General features: G+C 70.0%; 14 protein-coding genes. 4 read left to right on the top strand and 10 right to left on the bottom strand.

The features are described 5' to 3' along the window. From AC1DK4_RS02295 to AC1DK4_RS02335, 9 genes are all read right to left on the bottom strand, one after another. A partial coding sequence (locus AC1DK4_RS02295; RefSeq protein WP_477131377.1) for a FecR family protein occupies positions 1-1,188 on the bottom strand: 1,188 nt, incomplete at its 3' end. A 4-nt stretch (positions 1,189-1,192) separates the two neighbouring features. After that, positions 1,193-1,903, bottom strand: a complete 711-nt coding sequence (locus tag AC1DK4_RS02300) for a response regulator transcription factor (RefSeq protein ID WP_441611985.1) — start codon at positions 1,901-1,903, stop codon at positions 1,193-1,195. A 166-nt stretch (positions 1,904-2,069) separates the two neighbouring features. After that, the gene (gene pelG, locus AC1DK4_RS02305) at positions 2,070-3,440 is read right to left on the bottom strand and encodes an exopolysaccharide Pel transporter PelG (protein ID WP_441611984.1); all 1,371 of its coding nucleotides are present in this window, start codon (positions 3,438-3,440) and stop codon (positions 2,070-2,072) included. A gap of 1 nt (position 3,441) precedes the next feature. Further along, positions 3,442-5,058 (bottom strand): GT4 family glycosyltransferase PelF, encoded by a 1,617-nt coding sequence (gene pelF, locus AC1DK4_RS02310; protein WP_441611983.1) that lies wholly within the window; start codon positions 5,056-5,058, stop codon positions 3,442-3,444. Continuing rightward, a complete protein-coding gene (locus AC1DK4_RS02315) occupies positions 5,055-6,041 on the bottom strand; it encodes a tetratricopeptide repeat protein (RefSeq protein WP_441611982.1) in 987 nt (328 codons plus the stop codon). Before AC1DK4_RS02315 ends, pelF begins: the two co-directional genes overlap by 4 nt. Next, complete coding sequence (locus tag AC1DK4_RS02320; protein ID WP_441611981.1) at positions 6,034-7,476, bottom strand: PelD GGDEF domain-containing protein; 1,443 nt, start codon at positions 7,474-7,476, stop codon at positions 6,034-6,036. Before AC1DK4_RS02320 ends, AC1DK4_RS02315 begins: the two co-directional genes overlap by 8 nt. Positions 7,477-7,495: 19 nt before the next feature. Further along, positions 7,496-8,053, bottom strand: a complete 558-nt coding sequence (locus AC1DK4_RS02325) for a penicillin-binding protein activator LpoB (protein WP_441611980.1) — start codon at positions 8,051-8,053, stop codon at positions 7,496-7,498. 71 nt (positions 8,054-8,124) lie between these two features. Further along, on the bottom strand, positions 8,125-12,267 hold the full coding sequence (locus tag AC1DK4_RS02330) for a tetratricopeptide repeat protein (RefSeq protein WP_441643119.1): 4,143 nt from the start codon (positions 12,265-12,267) through the stop codon (positions 8,125-8,127). Beyond that, positions 12,230-15,142, bottom strand: coding sequence for a bifunctional glycoside hydrolase/polysaccharide deacetylase family protein (locus AC1DK4_RS02335; protein WP_441612265.1), 2,913 nt, complete (start codon positions 15,140-15,142; stop codon positions 12,230-12,232). Before AC1DK4_RS02335 ends, AC1DK4_RS02330 begins: the two co-directional genes overlap by 38 nt. Before the next feature lie 956 nt (positions 15,143-16,098). On the opposite strand from AC1DK4_RS02335, the gene AC1DK4_RS02340 reads away from it, so the two are divergent. The 3 genes from AC1DK4_RS02340 (at position 16,099) to AC1DK4_RS02350 (ending at position 18,752) form a co-directional block, all read left to right on the top strand. Beyond that, positions 16,099-17,388, top strand: coding sequence for a GGDEF domain-containing protein (locus AC1DK4_RS02340; RefSeq protein WP_441611978.1), 1,290 nt, complete (start codon positions 16,099-16,101; stop codon positions 17,386-17,388). A 68-nt stretch (positions 17,389-17,456) separates the two neighbouring features. Beyond that, on the top strand, positions 17,457-18,374 hold the full coding sequence (gene cysK, locus AC1DK4_RS02345; RefSeq protein WP_441611977.1) for a cysteine synthase A: 918 nt from the start codon (positions 17,457-17,459) through the stop codon (positions 18,372-18,374). A 177-nt stretch (positions 18,375-18,551) separates the two neighbouring features. Then, a complete protein-coding gene (locus AC1DK4_RS02350) occupies positions 18,552-18,752 on the top strand; it encodes a hypothetical protein (RefSeq protein WP_441611975.1) in 201 nt (66 codons plus the stop codon). 26 nt (positions 18,753-18,778) lie between these two features. Here AC1DK4_RS02350 and AC1DK4_RS02355 read toward each other — a convergent pair whose 3' ends face one another. Next, a complete protein-coding gene (locus AC1DK4_RS02355) occupies positions 18,779-20,500 on the bottom strand; it encodes a hypothetical protein (RefSeq protein ID WP_441611974.1) in 1,722 nt (573 codons plus the stop codon). A 696-nt stretch (positions 20,501-21,196) separates the two neighbouring features. Between AC1DK4_RS02355 and AC1DK4_RS02360 the strand changes: the two genes are divergently transcribed. Beyond that, positions 21,197-21,439, top strand: coding sequence for a hypothetical protein (locus AC1DK4_RS02360; RefSeq protein WP_441611973.1), 243 nt, complete (start codon positions 21,197-21,199; stop codon positions 21,437-21,439). The last annotated feature ends 45 nt before the right edge of the window (positions 21,440-21,484 follow it).

Raw genomic sequence — 21,484 nt, forward strand, 5'->3', positions numbered from 1 at the left:
GCCGTAGGCCGTGCCGTCGCGCTCGGGCGCGAGCGTGAACGGCGCCGGCGGACTGAGCCGCACCACCAGCGGCGCCACCGTGGCGGCACCGCCGAGCTGGCGCGCGTCCAGCGCGCTGACGCCCAGGTAGAGCGTGCCTTCGGGCAGGTCCTGCAGCCCGGCCTCGGCGCGACGCACCAGCTGCGAGGACAGCAGTTCCGTTTGCTCGGCATCGCGCGAGACCACCACCCGATAGGCAGCTGCCTTGTCCACCGGCGTCCAGCCAACCGTGACGCGGCTCGCCAGCAACGGCGACGGCAATGGCGACAGCGCCGGCGCGGGCAACAGCGCGGCCGGCCGCGCCAGCACGCCGGCGGCCGATACGCTGACGCCGTAGCCGGCCACCACGGCGGCCTGCTGGCCGCGCCGCGAGCGGGCCTGCACGCGGCCCTCCAGCACCGCGCCCTGGCTGGCGCCGTCCGCCGTGCCGACGCGAAAGCGCGTGCCACGCACGCCGGTCACCAGCGACGGCGTGCGGATCTCGTAGCGTCCCACGCCGGTGCCGCGCGGCGCCACGCGGGAATCCACCTCGCCCCGCCCGACGCCGATCACGGTGTCGGTCAGCCCGCTGCGTGCGAACACGCGCAGGCGCCGGACCTCCACCGCGGAGCCCGGCGGCACGCTGATACGCGAGCCATCGGCCAGTTCGATGGTGAGCGCGGCGCCGGCATCGGTTTCCAGGCGCGCGCCCTCGGCCAGCGTCATGCCGGCCTGCAGCGCGCGGCCATCGGCGCGCGCCGCGCCGGTGACGAACACCACGCGCGCGCTGCCGGCGGCAACCGGAATGCGCGCCAGCGGAATGCGCAGGCGCATGCCGGGCGGCAAGCGGTACGGGTCCGCCACCCGGTTCAGCGCCTGCAGCTCATGCCAGCCGCCGGGACTGTCCATGAACTGCCCGGCCACGCCGATCAGGGTGTCGCCCGGGCGCACCAGGTAGATGAAATCCGCGCCGTCCGCGCCCGCGGCCTGCGCCGCCACGCCGCCCGGCCAGCCCGCGGCGACAATCGCAAGCAAGCCGGCCAGCCCGGCCGCGCCCGTCGCCCCGAGCGCCTTGCCCACGCGCGGCATGCGATGGCCTTCCATGCCGCGCCCGATACTGCGCCGCGCACCGCCCGGCATGCCGCCGGCTACCATGTCTGACCACTTCATAGACTCAGTCTTCCTGCTTGTCGCCATCTGCCGTGGCCTCGAAGCGATAGCCATGCGAATACACCGAGGTCAGGCGCACGCCGTTCTCCGGCCGCAGCGCCAGCTTGATGCGCAGGCGCGAGATATGCGTGTCGAGCGTGCGCGAGCCCGCGCCGATGGCGCGGCCCCACACGGCCTGCTCCGCCACCTCGCGCGATACCAGGCGCCCCAGGTTGCGGAACAGGAACAGGGCCAGGTCGAACTCGCGCGGCGAGACCTCGGCCTTGGCGCCGCCCACTTCCACCGTGCGCGCCTGCGTGTCGACCCGGTAGCTGCCCACGTGGAGCACCGCGTTGTCCTGCTCTGCCTGCGGATAGGTGCGGCGCAGCAGCGCGGATACGCGCGCCACCAGTTCGGCGCGGCGGATCGGCTTGATCATGTAGTCGTCGGCACCCGCGCCCAGTCCCGCGACGATGTCCTCCTCCAGCGAGCGGCTGGTGAGAAACAGGATGGGCGGATTGCGCCCGGAGTTCTGCCGCACCCAGGTGACCACCTCGAAGCCGCTGGTATCGGGCAGTTGCCAGTCCACCACCAGCAGGTCGAACGACTTCTCGCGCAGCGCCCGCAGGAAACTGCCGCCACTGGCGAAGCATTCGCACTGATGGCCGGCCGAGTTCAGGATCTGCTGGATCAGCTCGGCCTGGCTCTTGTCGTCTTCCACCGAAGCTATTTTCATACCTACCTCTATACGCGCCGCGTGCGCCCGGCGCCGCAGCGGCAAACATACGAACCGGCGTCCCCCTGCGCGCCCGGGCCAAGACCGGCCAGGCACGTGCTTGAAGGGTACAGCTTCGGGGGAAGCCGCGCCAGCCAAGGCGCGGCGGGCTGCCGGGGCCCTCTGGTCATTGCAGCATGTAGGTCTCGTACTCGAGCCGGTCCAGCTTGCGGTCGAGCAGGTAGATCGCCAGCGCCACCACCACCAGCAGCGAGACCGCGAAGCCGTAGCCGTACCACGCCGGCCCGAACTGCAACGTCAGCGAAGTCAGTGCGAGATTGAGCACCACGAACAGTCCCGACAGCAGCAGTACCTCGCGGCGGCGGTCGAGGTAGAAGTAGATGTTCAGCACGCCGAGCAGCACCACCTGCAGGCTGGCGCCGATCACGTCCACGTACAGCAGCGGCAGGTACAGCTCGGAGATGCCCAGCAGCGCCAGCACGTAGCGGCCCACCACGAACAGCAGCAGCGCGGCGATGGCCTGCACCTTCACGATCTCGTACAAGCCCAGGCGGATCGTCTGCACCATGGTGTTGCGCATGTCCTCGATATGCTCGAGCGAACTGCCGCCGCGCACGGCGTTGTAGAACGCGTCGTAGTATTCGACGAAGTCGGTCTCGATGCGCACCAGGAACACCGCCATGCCGGGGATGATCGCCAGGTAGGCCAGGAACACCGGGATGTCGTAGATGATCGATGCGTGCAGCGGCCCGATCACCTGCTGTCCGGTGGATGGCGCGTACCAGAACATGAACTTGTCGAGCCAGATGCCGAGGTTGTAGAGCAGGCCGATGGCCATCAGGCTCGGATAGGCGTTGCGGCGCTGGAACACCTCGAACGACATGAAGCGCTGGCTGGTGTAGTTGCGATAGATCAGCACCACCATCGCCGTGAGCAGGCTCAGCTGGCCGGCGACGAAACCGGACAGCAGGCCTTCGAGCCCGTAGTTGCGCAGCGCCAGCGCAGCCGCCACGGTCAGCGTGTAGCCGAGCAGGAAGGTCCATACGATGGCCTTGTACTGCTTCATGCCCGACAGGAAGATCACCGCGATCCAGATATTGCTCATGACCACGAAGCCCGCGATCATCAGCAGCCGGTACAGCACCGATTGCTGCCGGAACGCAAACAGCGCGCACGCCAGGCCGATCGCGCCGGCCAGCACCGTCACCAGCAAGGCCACCGCGTGGAAATTCGACAGCACGAGGTGGGACCGCTTCTCGAACAGCCGGTCCGACGTGAAGCGCGTGAAGGCCAGCTGCATCGGCCCGGTGAGTATCAGGCTGACCGCGATCAGGTAGGTCACCGACACCTGGAATTGCGTCACCAGGCTGCCCGGCACCACGAAGGGCAGGCTCAGCACGCCGATCAGCAGGATGCCGACGATCGACAGCACCCACGGGCCGGAACTGATGATGCCGGCGTAGGCATAGGCGCCGAGCATGCCCGACAGGCTGTCCCGCCGCAGCATCTTGCGCAGTTCGAAACCAATCCCCGCCATCTCAGCGACCTCCCTTCATGGGGCAGCCCGCGGCCTGGGCCGCCGTCATGGGCGAGCCGGCCGTTGCGCCCGGGACGCCCGCGGGCGCCCCGGGCGGCTGCGCCATCAGGCGCGTGTACAGCTCGCGGTAGCTGCCAACCATCATCTCCTGCGTGTAGTAGCGCTCCACGCGCTGGATACCGGCCTGCTGGGCGGCGTGCCAGGCCTCGGGCGAGCCCAGCAGGTCGATGGCCTTCTGCGCCAGCGCGGCCGGATCGGCAATGCGCACCACCGCGCCCGCGGCGCCCAGCCCGGCGTCCTCGCCGGGCTGGCCGAAGATCAGTTGCCGGCACGAGCCCACATCGGTGGTCACGCACGGCACGCCGGCGGCGAAGCCTTCGAGCACCACCAGCGGCAGCGCCTCGGAGATCGAGCTCAGCACCAGCACGCCCACCTTGGGCAGCAGGTCGTCGATGCGCTGGAAGCCGAGGAACCTGACGCGATCGCCCAGCCCCAGGCTCTCGGCCAGGCTGCGGCACTCGCGCGCGTACTCCGGATCCTCGTCCTCCGGGCCGGCAATCCAGCCTTCGGCATCCGGGTACTGGCGAACCACCGTGAGCATGGCGCGGATAAAGGTCTTGATGTCCTTGATCGGCACCACCCGCCCGATCAGGCACAGCACCGGCGGCACGCCGGGCGCGCGCTGCGCGCGCAGCGCCGCCAGCCGCGGCAGGTTGATGCCATTGGGAATATTGCGCGTGCGCGCGGCGCTGGCCCCGTCGGTGACCTGGCGCTGGCGGTTGCCTTCGTAGAGCGCCACGATGGTGTCGCCGGCGTCGTAGCACACGCGGCCAAGCGTTTCGAAAAAGCGCACCCACAGCTCGCGGAAATAGCTGATCTGCGAGATGTCGCGCTCGAACACATTGCGGTTGTCGCGGATCCACTGGCTCTGGAACAGGTCGATCTTGCGTTCCTTGGTGTAGATACCGTGCTCGGACACCAGCAGCGGGCGGCCCGTGCGGTAATGCAGCATGGCGCCGAGGAAGCCGGCATAGCCGGTCGACACGGTATGGTAGACCTTGGCCGGCAGCAGGTTCGTGGCGACGCGGGCAAGCTGCCACAGCGGCTTGTGCATGATGCGCACGGTCCAGAAGTAGTCCGTGAAGGACGGGTCCGTGCAGTACCGCCGGTACTGTTCCGTGATGGTCTGCCAGGCGTTGCGGCTGTACAGGAAGGCGTCCTCCGACAGCCTGCCGCCGTCGCTGAGTTCAGGCATCAGCGCGCGGATCAGTTCTCCGGCCGCGGCCTCCTGCCCCGGCTTGCGCAACACCTCGTGCAGGCGCGCCGAGGCGGCAAAGGCGGTGGCGTCGCCAGCGCTGCCGTGCACCAGCGGCGGCGGCGCGAAGTCGTACAGGAAGTGGGTTTCCAGGTGCACCACGTTCTCGGGCAGCGCGTAGACCATGTTGCCGTAGTCTTCGCGGCGGCTGCCGATGAAGACGATGGCGAAGCGGATTTCCGGGAAGGCCCGGATCATCTGGTTGACCCAGCTCGACACCCCGCCGCTGACATACGGGAAAGTGCCTTCGAGCAGCAGGCAGACGTCGGCCGAGTCGGCGCGGGGCAAAGGGGTATCGCTCATGATTGCCAGTAACGCAGCATGGGCCGCACCAGGGGCAGCGGCGATGGGCTGTCGAACGACAGCAGGAGGGCGCGCACCGCGGCATAGTCGCGTTCGAGGTAGGCGGCTTCGGCCAGCAGCGGCAGCGTGCGCTCGCGCGAGAAGCCCAGCCGCTCGGCGCGCTGCAGCCACTCGCGCGCCTGCGCGGGTTCGTTGCGGGTCAGCGCCAGGCGCCCGCGCATGTACCACAGGCCCGCCTGGCTGCCGTCCACCTCCAGCGCGGCGCGGGCGTGGCGCTCGACCTGGTCGGCGGTGTAGCGATAGACGTCGCCCTGCACCAGGTTCTGGTAGATCAGTTCCCAGTACAGGTCGGCCACGCGCTTGTGTATCTCGGCGCGCCCGGCGTCGTCGCCGGCGTCTTCGAGACGCGGCAGCTCGGCCAGGATCCGCTGCGTGAGGTGCTTCTCGGCGCCGTCGAGCATGCCATAGGCCAGCAGGCGCACGTCGTCGGCGCTGTCGGCCAGCAGGTCGCGCAGCACCGGGCTGGAGGTGCGCGCCGGCATCGACTGCATGGCCACCAGCGCGGTCATGCGCTCGGGCAGCGGTGCGCGCGTGTTGCCCAGCTGGGCGCGCAGGCGGGCGCCGCCGCCGTGCGTGACGCGCGAGATCAGGTGGGTGACGAACACCGGCAGCCCGACCAGGCCGATGCCGCCCGCTTCGTTGCGCCCGGGGAACAGCCGCGCGATCAACAGGCTGCCCACGCAGACGACGGAACCCGCCAGCGGCACCAGCAGGCAGAACGCGAACAGGTAGCCGTAGCTCCATGCGAACGGCACGCGAAAGCGGCGCGGCAGCAGGCGCCACAACACCATGGCGATCATCGCGGCGGACAGGGCTTGCATGCCCAGGAAGGTCAGCAGCAGCGCGGTGCTGTTGCCGGCGCGCGCCAGCAACGCCAGGGCGGCGATTTGCGCGGCGACGCCGCCGATGCCGAGCTTACCCACGGCCAGCCTCGCCCAGTGCCACCGGCACCGGCACCGGCGCCGGCTGTACATCCACCTGGCAGCGGTGCAGCAACCGCACCAGTGGCTCGACCGGCGCGCTGGCGGGCACGGCCAGCGTGTGCACGCCGATGCGCGCGGCCTCGAAATCGGTGCCGAACTGGGCGCGCAGCATGTCCTCGATGCGCACCAGGTAGGCCGAGGCGGCCTCGCTGCCGGACAGCGGCATCAGCGTGAGCAGCGCGCGCTGGTGCGCGCTGCTCAGCGGCCATGCCACGTCGAGCGCGCGGCGGCTGCGGATCACCTGTTCGAACAAGGCATCGCGCGATTCGTCCAGGTCGAACACCAGCGCCACGATCGTGCTTTCGATGCCGCTGTCGCGGCGCAGGCGCGACAAGCGCGCGTAGTCCAGCGCGAAGTCGTACGGGCAGCCGGGAATCGCCGCCGCGATGGCGCGCGTGGAGACCGCATGCTCGACGCCATCGGCGTAGTAGCCCATCAGCACCATGAGCAATTGCAGGTTCTCGTAGCTGAGCGACAGGAACGGCATGCGCTCGACTACCAGCAGGCCGACCAGCTTGTCGGCGCCGGACAGTACCGGCGCCACCGCCACGTAGCGGGTCTGCGGGTGATCGGCCGGCTGGCGCGCCACGCCGCCGCTCTGGAGGTGCGCGAGCTGCCGCGTCTCCAGGCAATGGCGCACCAGCACGTCGTCGCGATCGAACTCGAAGTCCGGGCCGATCCGCGCCGATGCCTCGGCGTCAACCGTATCGCCACGCACCGCGTAGAGCGCGGCCGCCTCGAGCTGGCAGGCCTGCGCCACCACCTGCAGCATCGGGCGCGCGCCCACCAGGAGGCCGCCACCGCCGCCACTGTCCTCGAGCGATACCGCGCGCATCTGCGACAGCGTGTCGCGCAGCGTGGTCGGCTTGGCCAGCAGGTCGTTCTCCAGGCGCGCATGGGACACGCGCAGCAGGTAGTGGTTCTTGGTGAGCGCGGCCAGGCGCTCCTCCAGGTAGCGGTTGAGGGCGCGTGCGCGTGCCAGCCGCGTGCCCCAGACATCGCCGAACTGCCCGGCCACCAGCACCGTCAGCAGGCCGCCGAGGAAGAACAGGCGCGGGAACTCGCCCGGCTGCGCCCCCATCTGGTGGAAGAAGAACCAGCCACCCAGCATCATCAGCACGCTGCCCACGCCGATGAGCGTGCCATAGCGCAGCGCCAGGATCAACGGCAGCAGCCAGGCCCAGGGAAAGCCGAGCCCCAGCAGCAGGGGGTTGCCCGGCAGCACCAGGTAGCCCGCGCCCAGCGCCAGGACCATCGTCACCACCAGCTCGACCAGCGCGACCGGTCCGCTCGTGGCAGGCGCGATCAGCCGCAGATAACGGCCGCCCGCGCCAATGCCCTGTCCTTCCCGTATCTTGTCGGCTGTATTGGCCACGATCGCGCTCTCCCGCGTCTCAACCCTGGCGCAGCGGCGCCAGCAAGCGGCGCAGCAGCTTCTGCGCGGTGCCGGACAGCGATTCGCGGCTCCAGCCGCTGTCGCTGCCGGTGGCGGACCACACCACTTCGCCCGTGCTCACGTCGAGCAGTTGCAGCGAGATGCCCACCGCCGGCTCGCCGTCCACGCCGACCTTGTAGCGCCATTCCTGCACGGCGCCGGTCAGGGCGTAGCGCACCTTCTGCGTACGCGCCCATTCCAGTGCCTTGCCCACCGCTTCGCGCTCGGCCGGCTCGAACAGCGTTTCCGGGTTCAGGCTGGCCGGGTAGCGGCGCACGCTGGCGATGCCGCCGGTCTTGAGCAGGCTCTCGGCGATGGCCTCGGCGCGCAGGCCGGCCTGCGGCGTCTCGGTGTAGTTGACGATAGGCAGGACCGCCAGTGCTTCGCCGGCGCTCAGCGCAGGTGCGCGGCCCACATCGGTCACCGCGCAGCCGGCCAGGCACAGGGCCGCGCCCATTGCGCCGCACCAGCCCAGCAGGCGTGCCACGCGATGCTGCTTCTTGCTAGTTGTTTCCATGACGCTTTTCCCCTAAACGATTGAATCCCGATTGCATGCGGTGAACCGGCGCGGCGTGGTGCCCGCCCGGACTAGAACAGCCATCTGTAGCGCACGCCGACTTCGGTCAGCGGCGTGCCGCCATTGCGCGCGGCGGTTTCGTGCTGCACATACATGGACAGGTGATCGTTGCCGAAGACCGTGCCCGCGATGCCCAGCTGCGCGCGGAAGTTCTGCCCCGCGCGGGTGTCGTGCAGCAGCCCGAGCTCGGCGAACGGCCGCCATTTGTGCGTGTAGTCGTCGAGCAGCTCGGTGCCGAAGCCGACCGTGACGCCGGCCTGCGTGAAGCCTCCGGGCATGTAGAACGCCGGCGTGGCGGCGTCGCCGGCGGGCACCAGCGTGGCCAGCTTGCCGCTCAGCGTGCCGCCGCGCGTGTTGTAGCTGGCATGGGTGCCGACCATCCGCACGGTGTAGTCCGGGTAGGCGGTGCGGATGCGGTAGCCCAGCTCGACGTCGTACACCACGCCGTTGCCCAGCGACGAGCCATCCTGCCCGCGGAAGCGGTTGTACTCGACGCGCGCGCCGGCGAACTCGCGCAGGCCGAAGTTATAGCTTGCGCCCAGCCCCAGCACGTCCTTGGCGCCGCCGACGCGCAGCGCGGCCGATTCGTCCGCGTTCTGGTTCAGGCCGGCCACGGTGGTAAAGCTCACGCGGTTTTCCTCGCGCCACGCGCCGGTGAAGCGCGCGGTGGTCATGCTGTCGAGGCCGTCGCGCCGTCCCACGGCGAGCCGCCAGCGCTTGTGCAGATCGCGGTAGCCCAGCGAGAGCTCGCCACGCTGGTCGGAGCCGGGCACGCCGGTGAGCTGGGCCTGGTCGACGCTGCGCTGGCTGCGCCAGACGCCGCGCAGGTTGAGGTCATAGCCATCCCACAGGCGCACGCCGCCGGCCAGGCTGTAGTCGAAGTAGGCGAGCGGGCTCTGGCGCTGGTAGGTCACGCGCGGCTCGATGGCCTGCGCATTGAACAGCAGCGTGTCCTGCAGGGTTTCCTGCAGCTTGTCGTCGGCGCGGGCGATGTCCTGCGCATCGAAGGCCTGGGTCTGCGCGGCGCCGAGGCGGCCGAGCTGCACGTTGGCCTCGATCTGGTTGTCCACCGGCACCCGGCCGGCCTGGCGCTCCAGCACGCGGTCGAGCGCGTCCAGGTCGCCGCCGGCCAGCGCCAGCGTGACTTCGGCATAGGCCGGGCGCAGCAGCTGGCGTGCGTACTGGCGGGCCAGCCAGGCACGCGCGAGCGCGTTGGACTCGTTCGACAGCGCCCACGCCAGCGCCACTTCCCTGGCCGCGGCGGAGACCACCGCCTGCTGGCGCGCCTCGCGCTGCGCCATGTCCTGCGGCAACCTGAGTTCCAGCGGCGGCAGGCCCGGGATCTCGCCCAGGCGCGACTTCGGCGCGGCCGGGCCGGTCCAGTCGGCGGCGCGGGCGCCGGCCATCACGCTGCGGTCGGCGCCCAGCATCTCCATCACCAGCCGCCGCGAGACGTCGCCCGAGGCGAAGATCTGGCCCAGCGCCACGGTCTGGCGCCGCAGCTCGGCCGGGGCCGGGCCGCCTTGCGCGTCCGCTTCCTCGGAGGCGGGGCCGAGCGCGCGCGGGTCGGAGGCGCGGCGGCCCTGCGGGCTCTTGTCGCTGTGCAGGTCGATCCAGGCCTGCCGGCGCAGGCGCCAGCCGGTGTCGGTCTGGCCGATGGCGTCGCAGGCATCGGCGGCGAGTCCCAGCCAGAGCGGGTCGGCGCTCTTGCCGCTGGCCATCTTGCGCAGGTAGTGCAGCGCGCCGCGGCCGTCATGGAAGCGCATGCTGCCGGCGGCGAAGGCGCCCCACAGGTCCGGGTTGTCTTCGGCCTCGCCCCTGAGGCGCAGCATCATGGCGCGCACCTCGGTATCCGGGCCCAGGTCCACCAGCGACCACATCAGCGCGGCCAGCGTCTCGCTGCCGGCGTCGGGCAGGCTGGCGGCGCGGCGCAGGTCGGCCAGGGCCTGGTCGCGTTCGCCGCGCGCGCGCAGGTATTCGGCGCGCATGGCGAGGAAGCGGCTGGCCTGCTCGGCCTGCCTGAGCTGCGCGGGCGTCATGGCCTGCAGCAGGCTGGCGATGCGGTCGTAGGCGCGCGCGCGGGTGTAGTAATTGATGGCAAGCTCGAGCGACTCGAGCTTGCCGCCCTTGCGCCAGCCGGCTTCGGCGATGCGCCCGGCATCGATGGGCGAGCTGTCGTAGAAATCGATCAGGTTGGAGAAATCCGATTCCTCGCTGTCGCGCACGTCCTCCAGGCAGTGGTTGCGCCCGGCGCCGGGCGGCATCTTCAGGCAGTGGTCGTCATGTGTCCCGGCCATGGCCAGCGTCAGTTGCCGGTAGCCCTGCTCGAGCAGGTCCTCGCGCTGGTTCAGGCGCGCCAGTTCCGTGAGCGTGCGCCAGAAGTCGATGTCGGTGGGGCCGGCGGCGGGCATGGACGGCACCATCGCCTCCAGCGCCTGGCGCAGCGCGCCGCGCACGTAGAGCAGGTTGGCCCGCTTGAGCGCGTATCCCGGGCGCGGGCCGAAGCGTTCCTGCAGGGACGTGTACAGCGCGAAGGCGCGGGCGTCCTTGCCGGCGCGCTCGGCCAGCTCCGCCTGCCGCTCCGTCACCTGGCGCGCGTTGGGGCCGCGGCTGAGGCTCTCCAGGAAGGCCATGCCTTCCTCCGGCTCGCCCAGCCGCTCGTAGGTAGCGACCACCTCGTCCACGGTGGCGAGGTCGCCGGTGCCGGCTCGATGGCGCAGCGCGGCCAGATAGGCGCGGTCGTCGTTCAGGGCCGGGGCCAAGCGCAGCACCGCCTTCCAGGCGGTCTCGTCGTTGCTGGCCTGCGCATACTCGAGCCAGCTCTTGAGCGCGACCGTGGGCTGGCGGTTCCACTCGGCCACCTGGGCCAGGCGCTCGCGCCAGCGCGCCGAGCCGGGCAGGTGCTTGACCGCGGTCTCGGCCACGCGCTGCGCGTCGTTCAGCTTGCCGGCCGCCAGGAAGACCTGGAAGGCGAGTTCGTAGTCGTCCGCGTTGAAGGCGCGGTCGGCCGTGTCCGGGTCTGCGGCGGCGGGCGCCGCGACGGCGGCCGGGGCGGCCGGCCTGCCCTGTACATCGGCCACGCGCCGCAGGCGTGGCATGCCGGCTTCGCCCATGGCGCGGCGCAACGCCAGCCCGCGCGGTCCGTCGAGGAATACCACGCCTTGCGCGGCCCACGGCTGGCTGCCGGCGATGCCCCGAATCCCCGCCCGCTGCGCGGCGGCGCCCGCGGGCATGCCTTGCACGCTCGGCGGCTGGCGCAGCAGCCGCTCGACGTAGCGCGCGGCCTGCTCGGGGCGGTTGGCGGCCAGCGCCAGCCTGGTCAGGTAGCGCAGGACTTCCGCGTTGTCGAGCAGCTTGCCGCCGCGTTGTTCGGCCTGGGCCAGCGCCTGGTCCAGCAGGTTGCCGGATTGCAGCGTCTTCAGCCCGGCCAGGAACAGCCTGCGCTGCTCGGCCGGATCGGTGGCGCGCGCCTGCGCGCTGAACAGCGCTTCGGCCGCCTGCTGGTAGTCGCCGCCGGCAAGCGCCGCCGAGGCGGCCTGCGCGTTCCACAGGTCGGCGCGGGCGGGATCGCTCCTGGCCAGCGCGCGGTAGAACACCTGGGCGGACTTGAGCGCATTGATCGCGCGGGCGGTGGTCGCCAGGTCTTCGAGGTCGGCGCGCGTCCATGTCATCAGCGCGGCCTGGCCGAGCAGGCCGGCAAGGTGCTCCACGTGCTGGTTGCGCTCGGGCGTGTCCGGCGGCGCGGCAAAGGCGCGCTGCTGCGTGATCTCGATGCGGGTGCGCAGGATCTGGCCGGGCAGGTCGGCGTCGGCGGGATTGCGCACAGGGCCCTGGCGCGCGGCGTTGTAGCGCGCTTCGAGGTGACTGAGCATGCGTTCGGCCTCGTCCAGCCGGCCGGTGCGCGCGTATTGCTCGGCCAGCACCGCCATGAAGCCGTTGTCGTCCGGCGTGGCACGCCACCAGGCCTCCAGGTAGGCCATGCTCAGGCCATCGACCGCGCGGCCTTCGCCCAGCAGGCGTTCGCGCAAGGTCTCGCGCGGGAACATCAGCGCCAGGCCGATCCCCACCATGGCGGTGAAGGTCAGCACGAACGCAGGCGGCAGCAGCCGCTCGCGCTCAGGCGCCGCAGGTGATTTCAACGCTTTGCTTGGCATTGCCGGGATTGGAGACGGGCGTGGTGTCGAAACGCAGCGTGCCACGCTCCCGCACGCCCGCTACCGCCTTGCCGTCGATGGCAACCCGGCAACGGTCTGCGCCGGCGAGGCGGAAAAATGGCCTGGTGTAGCCGCTGAAGTCAAAACGGATCTGTTGCGCGCTGCCCTGGCCACCGCGCCGCCAGCCGCGCACGAAGCCGCTGGCCTCGACGATCTCCGGCACCGCCGGCATCCTGGCCGCGTCGTCGCGCATCACGATGCGCGAAGCGCCGTCGACGAGGTGCACGTAGACGCCGCCGCCGGGCGCCGGCGAGGTGCCGGTCACATTGTGCGAGCCGGCCACGTCGGGTACGCCGGCGCCGGTCCAGCGCACATTGCGCAGGTTGCCGTCGCCGCGCACGATCCACGCGGCGGGCTGCCTGCCGTCGCCGCCGGCGCCGATCTCGCGCGCCACCGCCATGCCCTGCCAGTCGATCACCTTGCGCGCGTAGTCGCTGGCGTGCACCGGCATCAGCGGCTGGTTCAGCGCGTAGTCGTAGACCTTGCGCAGCGCCTTGAGGGAAGCCGCCTTGGTACCCGAGTAGCTGTGATAGTAGATGTTGACCGACTTGAAGCGGTACGGCCGGTCGGTCAGCTCATAGGTCTCGATCACGCGCTCGAAGCCATAGAACGGGCCGTGCCACAGGTTGGTGTAGACGTTTTCGTTCTGGTTGGGCGCAAAGACCTGGAAGGTGCCGTCGGCCTTGTTCACGCCGATCGGCGAGATCGCCGTCCAGCTAGGGTTGCTGCGCGTGATCAGCGTGTCGCCGCCGTTCATGTTGAGCACGCCAGCCTGGTCGGCCAGCTTGATGGCCTCGGGCGGGGGCTGGCAGTCGCCCGACCACAGCAGCATGCTGACCGGCTTGCTGGCGGGCGCGAGCGTGCGGTTGATATAGTCGATCGAGCCGCCGATCTCGCGCCGCAGGTCCATCTGGTAACCGGGGATCGCGAGGTGGTAGTCGTCGTCGCCCTCGGTGGGGTTCTGCGCGTGGGTGCCGTCGGGCACGGTGCGGCCCCATTCGAACGGGTGCGAGTAGGTGTGGCTGGCCACCTCGACGTACGGCTGCGCGAAGATCTTGCGCGCGATCGGCTCGAGCTGCGCGGTCAGCTTGGGGTACATGCCGTCGCTGGCGACTTCGCCCTGGATGATGGACATCGTCATCGGCAGGCGATAGCGGTCCCAGATCTCGCGGAACAGCACTTCGCCGGAGAAGCCGCCGCCGGGGATCTCGGCACGCGAGGCAAAGCCGTCGCCGTCGACGTGGATGGTCAGCAGGCGGCGAGCGTTCTCGGTGGTGACGTCCGGCACCGGCATGGCCGGCAGGCGCAGCGCCTCGCGCAAGAAATCCAGCGGCTGCACGACCCAGCGGTTCTGGTCGTTGGCGCTGCGGCGCACGGCGTAGGGGCCGAGCACGTAGCCGCCCCAGGGCGTGATGGCGGCGGCGTCGTAGGTCAGCGTGCCCGAACGCAGGCGCAGTAGCGAGCGAAAGCCCGGGCCGTCGCCCACCTGCACGGCAGCGGCCTGGGTGCGGTCCGGCGCCACCGGCATCTCGAAGCCCATCATGGGATCCTTCGATACGACCTCGGCGGTCTTGCCGACCTTGCCCTTGACCGCATTGAGCTGCAGCGACGAAGCCAGCGAGCCGCCGATGCGCGCGCCGAAATCGTTCAGGAACACGACGGGGATGCCCTGGCCGACCATGCGCTGGATCCAGCCGGAGAAACGGCCGGGCTGGTCGCGCACATTGCCGCCCATCCAGACCACGACGCCGGCGTAGCGGTCCGGGCCGATCTCCGGCAACGGCTGGCTGGCTTCGGCGAAGTCCACGCGATAGCCCAGGTAGTTCAGCGGCATCGCGACGAAGCGCACGCCGGCGGAGTCGTCGATCGAGACGCCGGCCTCGCGGTCCTGCACCACCAGCACGCGGCGCGGCATGACCTCGATGGCGCCGATGCCGACGGCCTGCAAGCCCGGGTCGGCCACGTAGGGAATGATGTCCAGCGCGCGGATGCGTGCGGCGGTGTCGCGCGCGCACTTGCGGTCGGCTGGCGGGCAGTAGTCGATGGAAATCACCGGCAGGCGGTATTGCTCGCGGATGATGCGGGCCTGGCCGAGCAGCCAGTTGCGGTCGGCTTCGCTCACTTCGGTGTAGCGCTTGTTGCCCTGGTCCCAGCCGCGGTACAGCGACTCGAACGCGACCGCGTAGGCGAGCTGGTGGACCTGCGGCAGGATCTCGAAGCCGCGGTTGAAGATCAGGCGGGCGTCGGGGTAGCGCGCCTTGATGGCGCGGATCACGGCGACCATGCCGGCTTCCTGGCTGGCGCGCGCCGCGTCGGTCTTGGCCACCAGCTGGTAGGAGTCGAGCGTGTCGAGGAAGAAGCCGCGGTAACCGCGCTCCCACAGCGGCGCAATGACCTTGTCCACGTAGAACGGGGGCCAGCCCGGCGCGGCCTGGTCCACCACGCGGGCGCCCCAGGCATCGTTGTTGCCGGTCAGCCAGGCCTTGGGAAGGTCCTTGAGGTAGGAGCGCGACGGCTCGACCTCGCCCACGCTGACGTAGGCGAACCAATCGGTACCGGGGGTAGCGGCGCGGCGCGGGTCGAAACCGCTGTCGGGCTCGACCACCGCGATATCGAAGGCCTGCAGGGCATCCACCGGCGGCTTGCTGCCGTAATGGAAGGCGATATTGGGCGCGCGCGCGCCGGGGACTGCAACCGCTCGTGCGGCCGCTTGTCCGCCCGCTTGTCCGGCCACCTGTCCGGCCACCTGCGCCTGCGCCGGGCCAAGCCAGGCTGTGAATACGGTCAGCAACGCAGCAAGCCAGGCCCACGTCATCGTCGTGCCCGCACTCGCGCCGCACAAGCCGGCCATGCGACGCATGAGGCCGTCCAATCGCAACAATTTCACCTACTGACCCCTGTTGTTCTTCATTCTTATGCCCCTCCCGGAAGAACCCGCCTGTCTGACTTGCGGCACCGTCCTTGCGGTGCCCGGCAAGCGATGCGTTCCAGGCGTGAATGTTCCGTTGCACCCGCGCTGCCCGAGTCCCGGGCAGTCCCCTGCGGTTCATTTTTATGTGCTTATTTAAGCACTAAATCGGCAGATTCTGAAGCATGTGGATGGTCATGCCTATAAGTATTTAGGACTAGGGAGATGCGTAATGACGTAATGACGCAATGACGCATGCAATCTCCTGTCGCACCCGGGCAGCATGCCCGGTCCTGCGAAAGCCGCCGGCACGGAAGGACGCCAGGCAAACCCGCGCTCCGCGGCTGCAATGCGTTGATGACCCTGAGCACGCAGGCGAACGGGCTTGCTGTCCGTCCGACCCCGCGCGGCAGTCTTCCGATACGGAAATGCAAAATGCCGGATCACCGTTTTCTGCATTTTTATTGTTTTGCGCACTGACGACCATAGCACGGCGTGGTTCAGGCAAATCGCCGGGTAGCCGCATAAACAACAGAAACGGGCTGCGCGCCGGAACGCGCAGTGCTGCCTTGGCCGGCACGACAGCGAAGCGAATGGTAGGTCACTCGTTTCAAACCTAATGTCAACAATTGTCACGCCGGGCGACGACGCGGTTTTTGCAGGCTGCCGCTGTGTAGAATTTTCCCAAACAAGAAGACATCTGCTCGGCGGCCACCTCGCACCGGACCACGCTCCGGCCGCGCGCCGCATTCGGAAATGTCGAAAGCCAGCTCGTGGCGCAGACGGGCCGCGCGCATGCGCATGGCTACCTTCGAAGGCAAACAACGGCGCGTCGCCGACGCGCCGCACCCCATGGGGAACGCATGCTGTCAGATGAGAGCACTGCCGTGATGGCACTGCTGGTCCTGTTCACCGCCATGCAATGCATTCTCTCGGCCCTGATGCTGGCCCTGCGCCGCAGCGCGGCGGGCCGCGCCTGGGGCGCAGGACTGGTACTGGCTTGCGCCGCTGGCCTGCTGGTGATCGACGCGCGCAGCGGGCCCGCGTGGTTCCTGCTGGTGGCGCCGGCGCTGGGGCTGGTAGCCCAGTTGCTGATCCAGCGCGGCATCACCCTGACCGATGGCCGCACGCCGGCCGCGCCGGGGTCGCTGACGGCCGGGGCGGCCGCCACGCTGGCGGTGCTGGCCGCTGCCGCGCTGGGCGCGGGCAGCCGCCAGGCCGAAGTCGCCGGCTACATCGCCGCGGCCGTCGCCGCGGCCTGCACGCTAGCCTGGCTGCTGCAGCGGCCGCAGGCGCCGACCCGCCGCAGCCGCCCGCTGGTCCTGGCCGCCAGCGGCCTGCAAGTGGTGGCGCAGTGCTGCGGCCTCTATGCGGCGGCCGCGCCGGGCAGCCCGGTGGCGGACCCGAACGCCGAGGCATTGCTGCTGCTGCGCCTGTTGCCCGCGTTCGTGGCCATCCTCGCGGGTCTGGCCGCCTTCACCCTGATGACCATGGAAGGCATGCTGGCGGCACAGGAGAAACAATCCCGGCTCGACGCCCTTACCGGCCTGCTCAACCGCGGCGCCATCGACGCCGCGGCCATGGTGCTGTCGGCCGAATACGCCCGCCACGGCCATCCGCTGAGCTGCCTGGTGATCGACATCGACCGCTTCAAGCGCATCAACGACAGCAGCGGCCACCGCGCCGGCGACTTGGTCCTCCAGCAGATCGCCAGGGTCCTGGCCGAGACCCCTCGCGCCACCGACCTGGCCGGCCGCTACGGTGGCGAGGAATTCTGCGTGCTGTGCCCGCATACCACCGAAGCCGACGCCGTGCTGCTGGCCAACCGCATCCTGCGCGGCATCCGCGCCATTGCCCTGCCGCCGGAAATCGGGGGCTTCGCCAGCGCCAGCATCGGCATCGCCCAGATCCACGACGGCCAGGGCGGCGGCGCGGCGGCGTGGGACTGCCTGTTCGGCTGCGCCGACCGCGCCTTGTACGAGGCCAAGCGGCGCGGCCGGGGCCGCGTGCTGAGCGCGTCGTCGCTGGAAGCCCCTCCATCGGGCTGCGGGCCCGAACTGCGCCTGCCGGCGCGCCGAAGCCTGTCATTGAGCCTTGCCATGCGTGGCCACCGGCACTTGCGGAAATCGCAAGACTGCCGGTCCGCCGGCTAGAATCCTTCCCTGCATGCGCGTACGGACCCGCCCGCGGTCCGTATCGAAACCATCCAAGGAGATCCCGAATGAAGGCTGACAACATCCTGCAGACGATTGGCAACACACCGCATATCCGCGTCCAGCGGCTGTTCGGCGATACGCATCAGGTCTGGATCAAGTCCGAGCGCGCCAATCCGGGCGGGTCGATCAAGGACCGTATCGCGCTGTCCATGGTCGAGGCGGCCGAACAGGCGGGCCTGCTCAAGCCCGGCGGCACCATCGTCGAGCCGACCTCGGGCAACACCGGCATCGGCCTGGCCATGGTCGCCGCGGTCAAGGGCTACAAGCTGGTGCTGGTGATGCCCGACAGCATGTCGGTGGAACGCCGCCGGCTGATGCTGGCCTACGGCGCCACCTTCGAGCTGACCCCGCGCGAAAAAGGCATGAAGGGCTCGATCGCCCGCGCCGAGGAGCTGGTGGCAGCCACGCCGGGCGCGTGGATGCCGCAGCAGTTCGAGAATCCCGCCAATATCGAGGTCCACGCCAGGACCACCGCGCAGGAGATCCTGGCGGATTTCCCGCAGGGCATCGACGCGCTCATCACCGGCGTGGGCACGGGCGGCCACATCACCGGCTGCGCGCGCGTGCTCAAGCAAAAGTGGCCCCAACTGAAGGTATATGCGGTTGAACCGGTGGCTTCGCCGGTCATTTCCGGCGGCGCGCCCGCCCCGCACCCGATCCAGGGCATCGGCGCCGGCTTTATCCCGCGCAATCTCGATACCGCGCTGCTCGATGGCGTGATCCAGGTGGACGCCGAGCCGGCACGCGAGATGGCGCGCCGCGCCGCGCGCGAGGAGGGCATGCTGGTGGGCATCTCCTCCGGCGCCACCCTGGCCGCCATCGCACAAAAGCTGCCCGGGTTGCCGGCCGGTGCCACCGTGCTTGGCTTCAACTACGACACCGGCGAGCGCTACCTGACGGTAGAGGGATTTCTGCCGGCCTGAGCGGAATCTTCCGCCGGCGGCATCGCGCCCGGTGAACCATACTAAGACGGACCGGCAGCCGCGCGCAGGCATGCGCTGCCACTTCATCGGCCTGACTGATTCGCCGACGATCCAATACAGGCGGCAACGCCGGCTTGCCAGTGCAGGCCGGTGCCGCCGCCGGCACAAGGAGCAGAAATGACCATACCTAGTTATGACGTTGCCCGCCTGGCGTCCCTTGCGGTACGGCTGGCCTTGTCATCGGGGCTGTCGCACGAGGAGATGCAGGCCGCACTCAGCCTCGCTGCCACGATGATCGAGCAGGACGAAGACGCCACCCCCGACGACAGCGCGGCGGCCAAGGCCATGCATGCCAAGGTGACGCGCACGATCCACTGAAGGCTTGCGCCGGCAGGCCCCCTCACTCAAGCCAGCGCTCCCGCCCAGTAGAGTTCGGCCGCCGCCAGCACTGCGTGCATCTGCGTGGTGTGAGCCAGGCGGAAGGCGTCGTCGTAGACGGTCTGGTCCGGGAACTCCGTGACCAGCATGAACGGCACCGTGGAGCGATGGTCCTCGACGATCATGCAGGGAATGCCGTTGAGCACCGGGAACGGCACCGCGCCCGCGTGCGCGGCCCAGGTGGCGAGCTGCCGCGCGTTGAACGCGGCCAGCTCGGGCGACGTCGCCAGCTGCGCGGTGAGCGCCTGCATGAACGCCAGCGCCTTGTCCTCGCATCCGCCATGGTGGCGCAGGATCAGGAAGAATCCCTTGGGAATGGTCCAGGTTTCGAACCCCGGAGGGACGTAGCCGGTCAGCGGGCGCGTCCACTCGTGGGCAGGATAGCCGTGCAGGCTCATGTGCAGCCCGGCGCCGGTGCGCTCGGCCGCCTCCAGCCGGACCGCCTTCTCGCCGAACGGCTCCGCCGTGCGCGCCTCGAGGTCGTCGCCCAGCGCGGTGTAGCGGGCGGCGTGCGACATATGGCGCGGATTGTCCTCGCGCAATTGCATATGCAGGGCCGCGCCATCCGGGTTCTCCAGCCCGATCACGGCGAAGTTCGCCTGCTCGCGCCGCCTGAGCACATGCGCCGCGCGCAGCGCGCCGACCACGCCGGAGCTCTCGTTGGCGTGCTGGCCCCCGGAGATCACCAGCCCGGGCAGCGTACCTTCGATATGCGTGCCGTGGACCGCGCGCCCCTGCGCGGATTCCACGCTGAAGCGATGGCCGCCCAGCGCATGCATCTCGACGGCAACCTCGTCCGGTGCGAGCGGGCGGGCGAGCGCGGCCAGCGCTTCGGCGGACATCGGCTTGCGGCCAGGCCCGGGCAGGGGCAGCTGGTGCGGCAGCACTTCCACGCGCACGCGCGTGGCGCCCTCGCCCGCGTGCACATCGGGGACGATCTGGCCCGGCTGCAGGGTACGGTCGCCACGCGGCAGGCCGGCGCAGTCCTGGAAATACTCCAGCACCGAGAAATAGAGATCCTCATGCAGCGCCTCGCGCGTGCTGATGCATTCGTCCTGGTATGCCAGGCGGCGTTCGATGCCGCCGGTGGCGATGGCGACGTGCAGCACGTCGAAGTACGGCGCCTGCGCGCGCCAGCCGTGCGCGCGGATCGCATCCATGGCCGCGGCGAATGCGAGCTCGTATTCCGTCGCCAGCGGCGTGTCCTCGACCAGCTCGTCGCCCCGCCACACGCGCAGCCATCCGCACGGCGCGCCCGAGGTCGCGCGCGGCACGAACACGCGGTGCCGCCCGCCGCCGGATTCGACCACATAGTGTCCTTCGTCATCGCCATCGACCAGGCGCAGCTTGTCTTCGGGCAGCAGGCCGGCCAGCGGATAGGCTTCGAGACGCAAGCGCTGCGCGTCCTTCGGCGTGGCGGCCGCGGGCAGCCGCACCGTCACCGTGCGCGCGGCGCCCGCCAGTGCGTCCAGGTCCTGTTCGTCGAGAAAGAAATGCAGCAGCGGCTTGTACGCGCTGCGGATCTCCGCCACCACGCCGGCGGCGGCAAGTTGCCGCACGGCCTCGAGACGCGCGGGGGCGTCCTCGAACACCCAGGCCTGCACGCGCGCGCCCGGCGTGGCCGCGAAGCGTTCGACCAGCGCATCGAGAGTGCGCGCGAAGGAAGTGTTGAGCAGGAGGATAGTCATGGCGTGACCGGGGCCCGAGGGCGATTGGTGTGCGGTTGGAATGCGACCGGGCCGCGGCGGGGATGAGACCTCGTCACGCGCCGCACGGCCGGCTGGAAGCAGGAACGGGTCACATTATAGAAAAGGCGGCGCGAACGCGCCGGGGAGCCTCCGCTTCGCATCGGCTCGTGCACATTTCCTTACAACCCGGACACACGCCCGCGCCGCACCATGGCTAAGCTGCACCGTTGTGCAAGCGCTGCCTTGCCTGTCAGAAGGAAAGTCCGCATGAACCACACCCGTTCGAAGCCGCCCGCGTGGCACCGCGCGCCGGCGTGCGCCCGCTGCCGCATCGGTCCCGCCGCGCCGCGCACGGCCTTTGCAGCGCGGCGACGGCAACTGCAATGAAGTGGTCCACCATCGTGCTGGTCCTGCTGGGCTGGCTTGGGACCTGCGCCGCGGCGGGATGGCTGGTGATGGCGTTCTCCGGGCTGTTGGCGCGATGAATTCGTGACGCAAGCCTGCCGCGCATGCCACCGCGCGCGCCCTGCCAGCACCATTACACCGTTTCCGCCCGCCATTTCCGCCCGCCATTTCGTAACCGCGTATTTCAGCCGATACGCGTGGACCGCCCGGGATCGTCTCCCGGGATCGTCCCCGGAGATCCCCTCCGTACCTGACCACCGCCGGCCCGTTTGCGCCAGGCAAGGAGAGAACATGTACGATCGCACCGCCGCCCTCCGGCGCCCCCCCGCCGCTGCCCATGCAAGCCACGCCGCGCACGCCGCCCGTGCCGCGGGCGAGTTGCTGATGTCCGATATCGGCCCCCTCAAGCTTTGCCGCAACTGCGACGAATACTGGCCCGCCGACGGCGAGTTCTTTTCGCGCGACGCGCGGCGCCGCGATGGCCTGGAGCATGTGTGCAAGGCCTGCCGCAAGGAACAACGCATTGCGCGCTAAGGGGCGCCGCCCTTGTGCATGTATGCGCCCTCGTGCATGTATGAA

The organism is Cupriavidus sp. 05N38 (genome assembly GCF_056397345.1).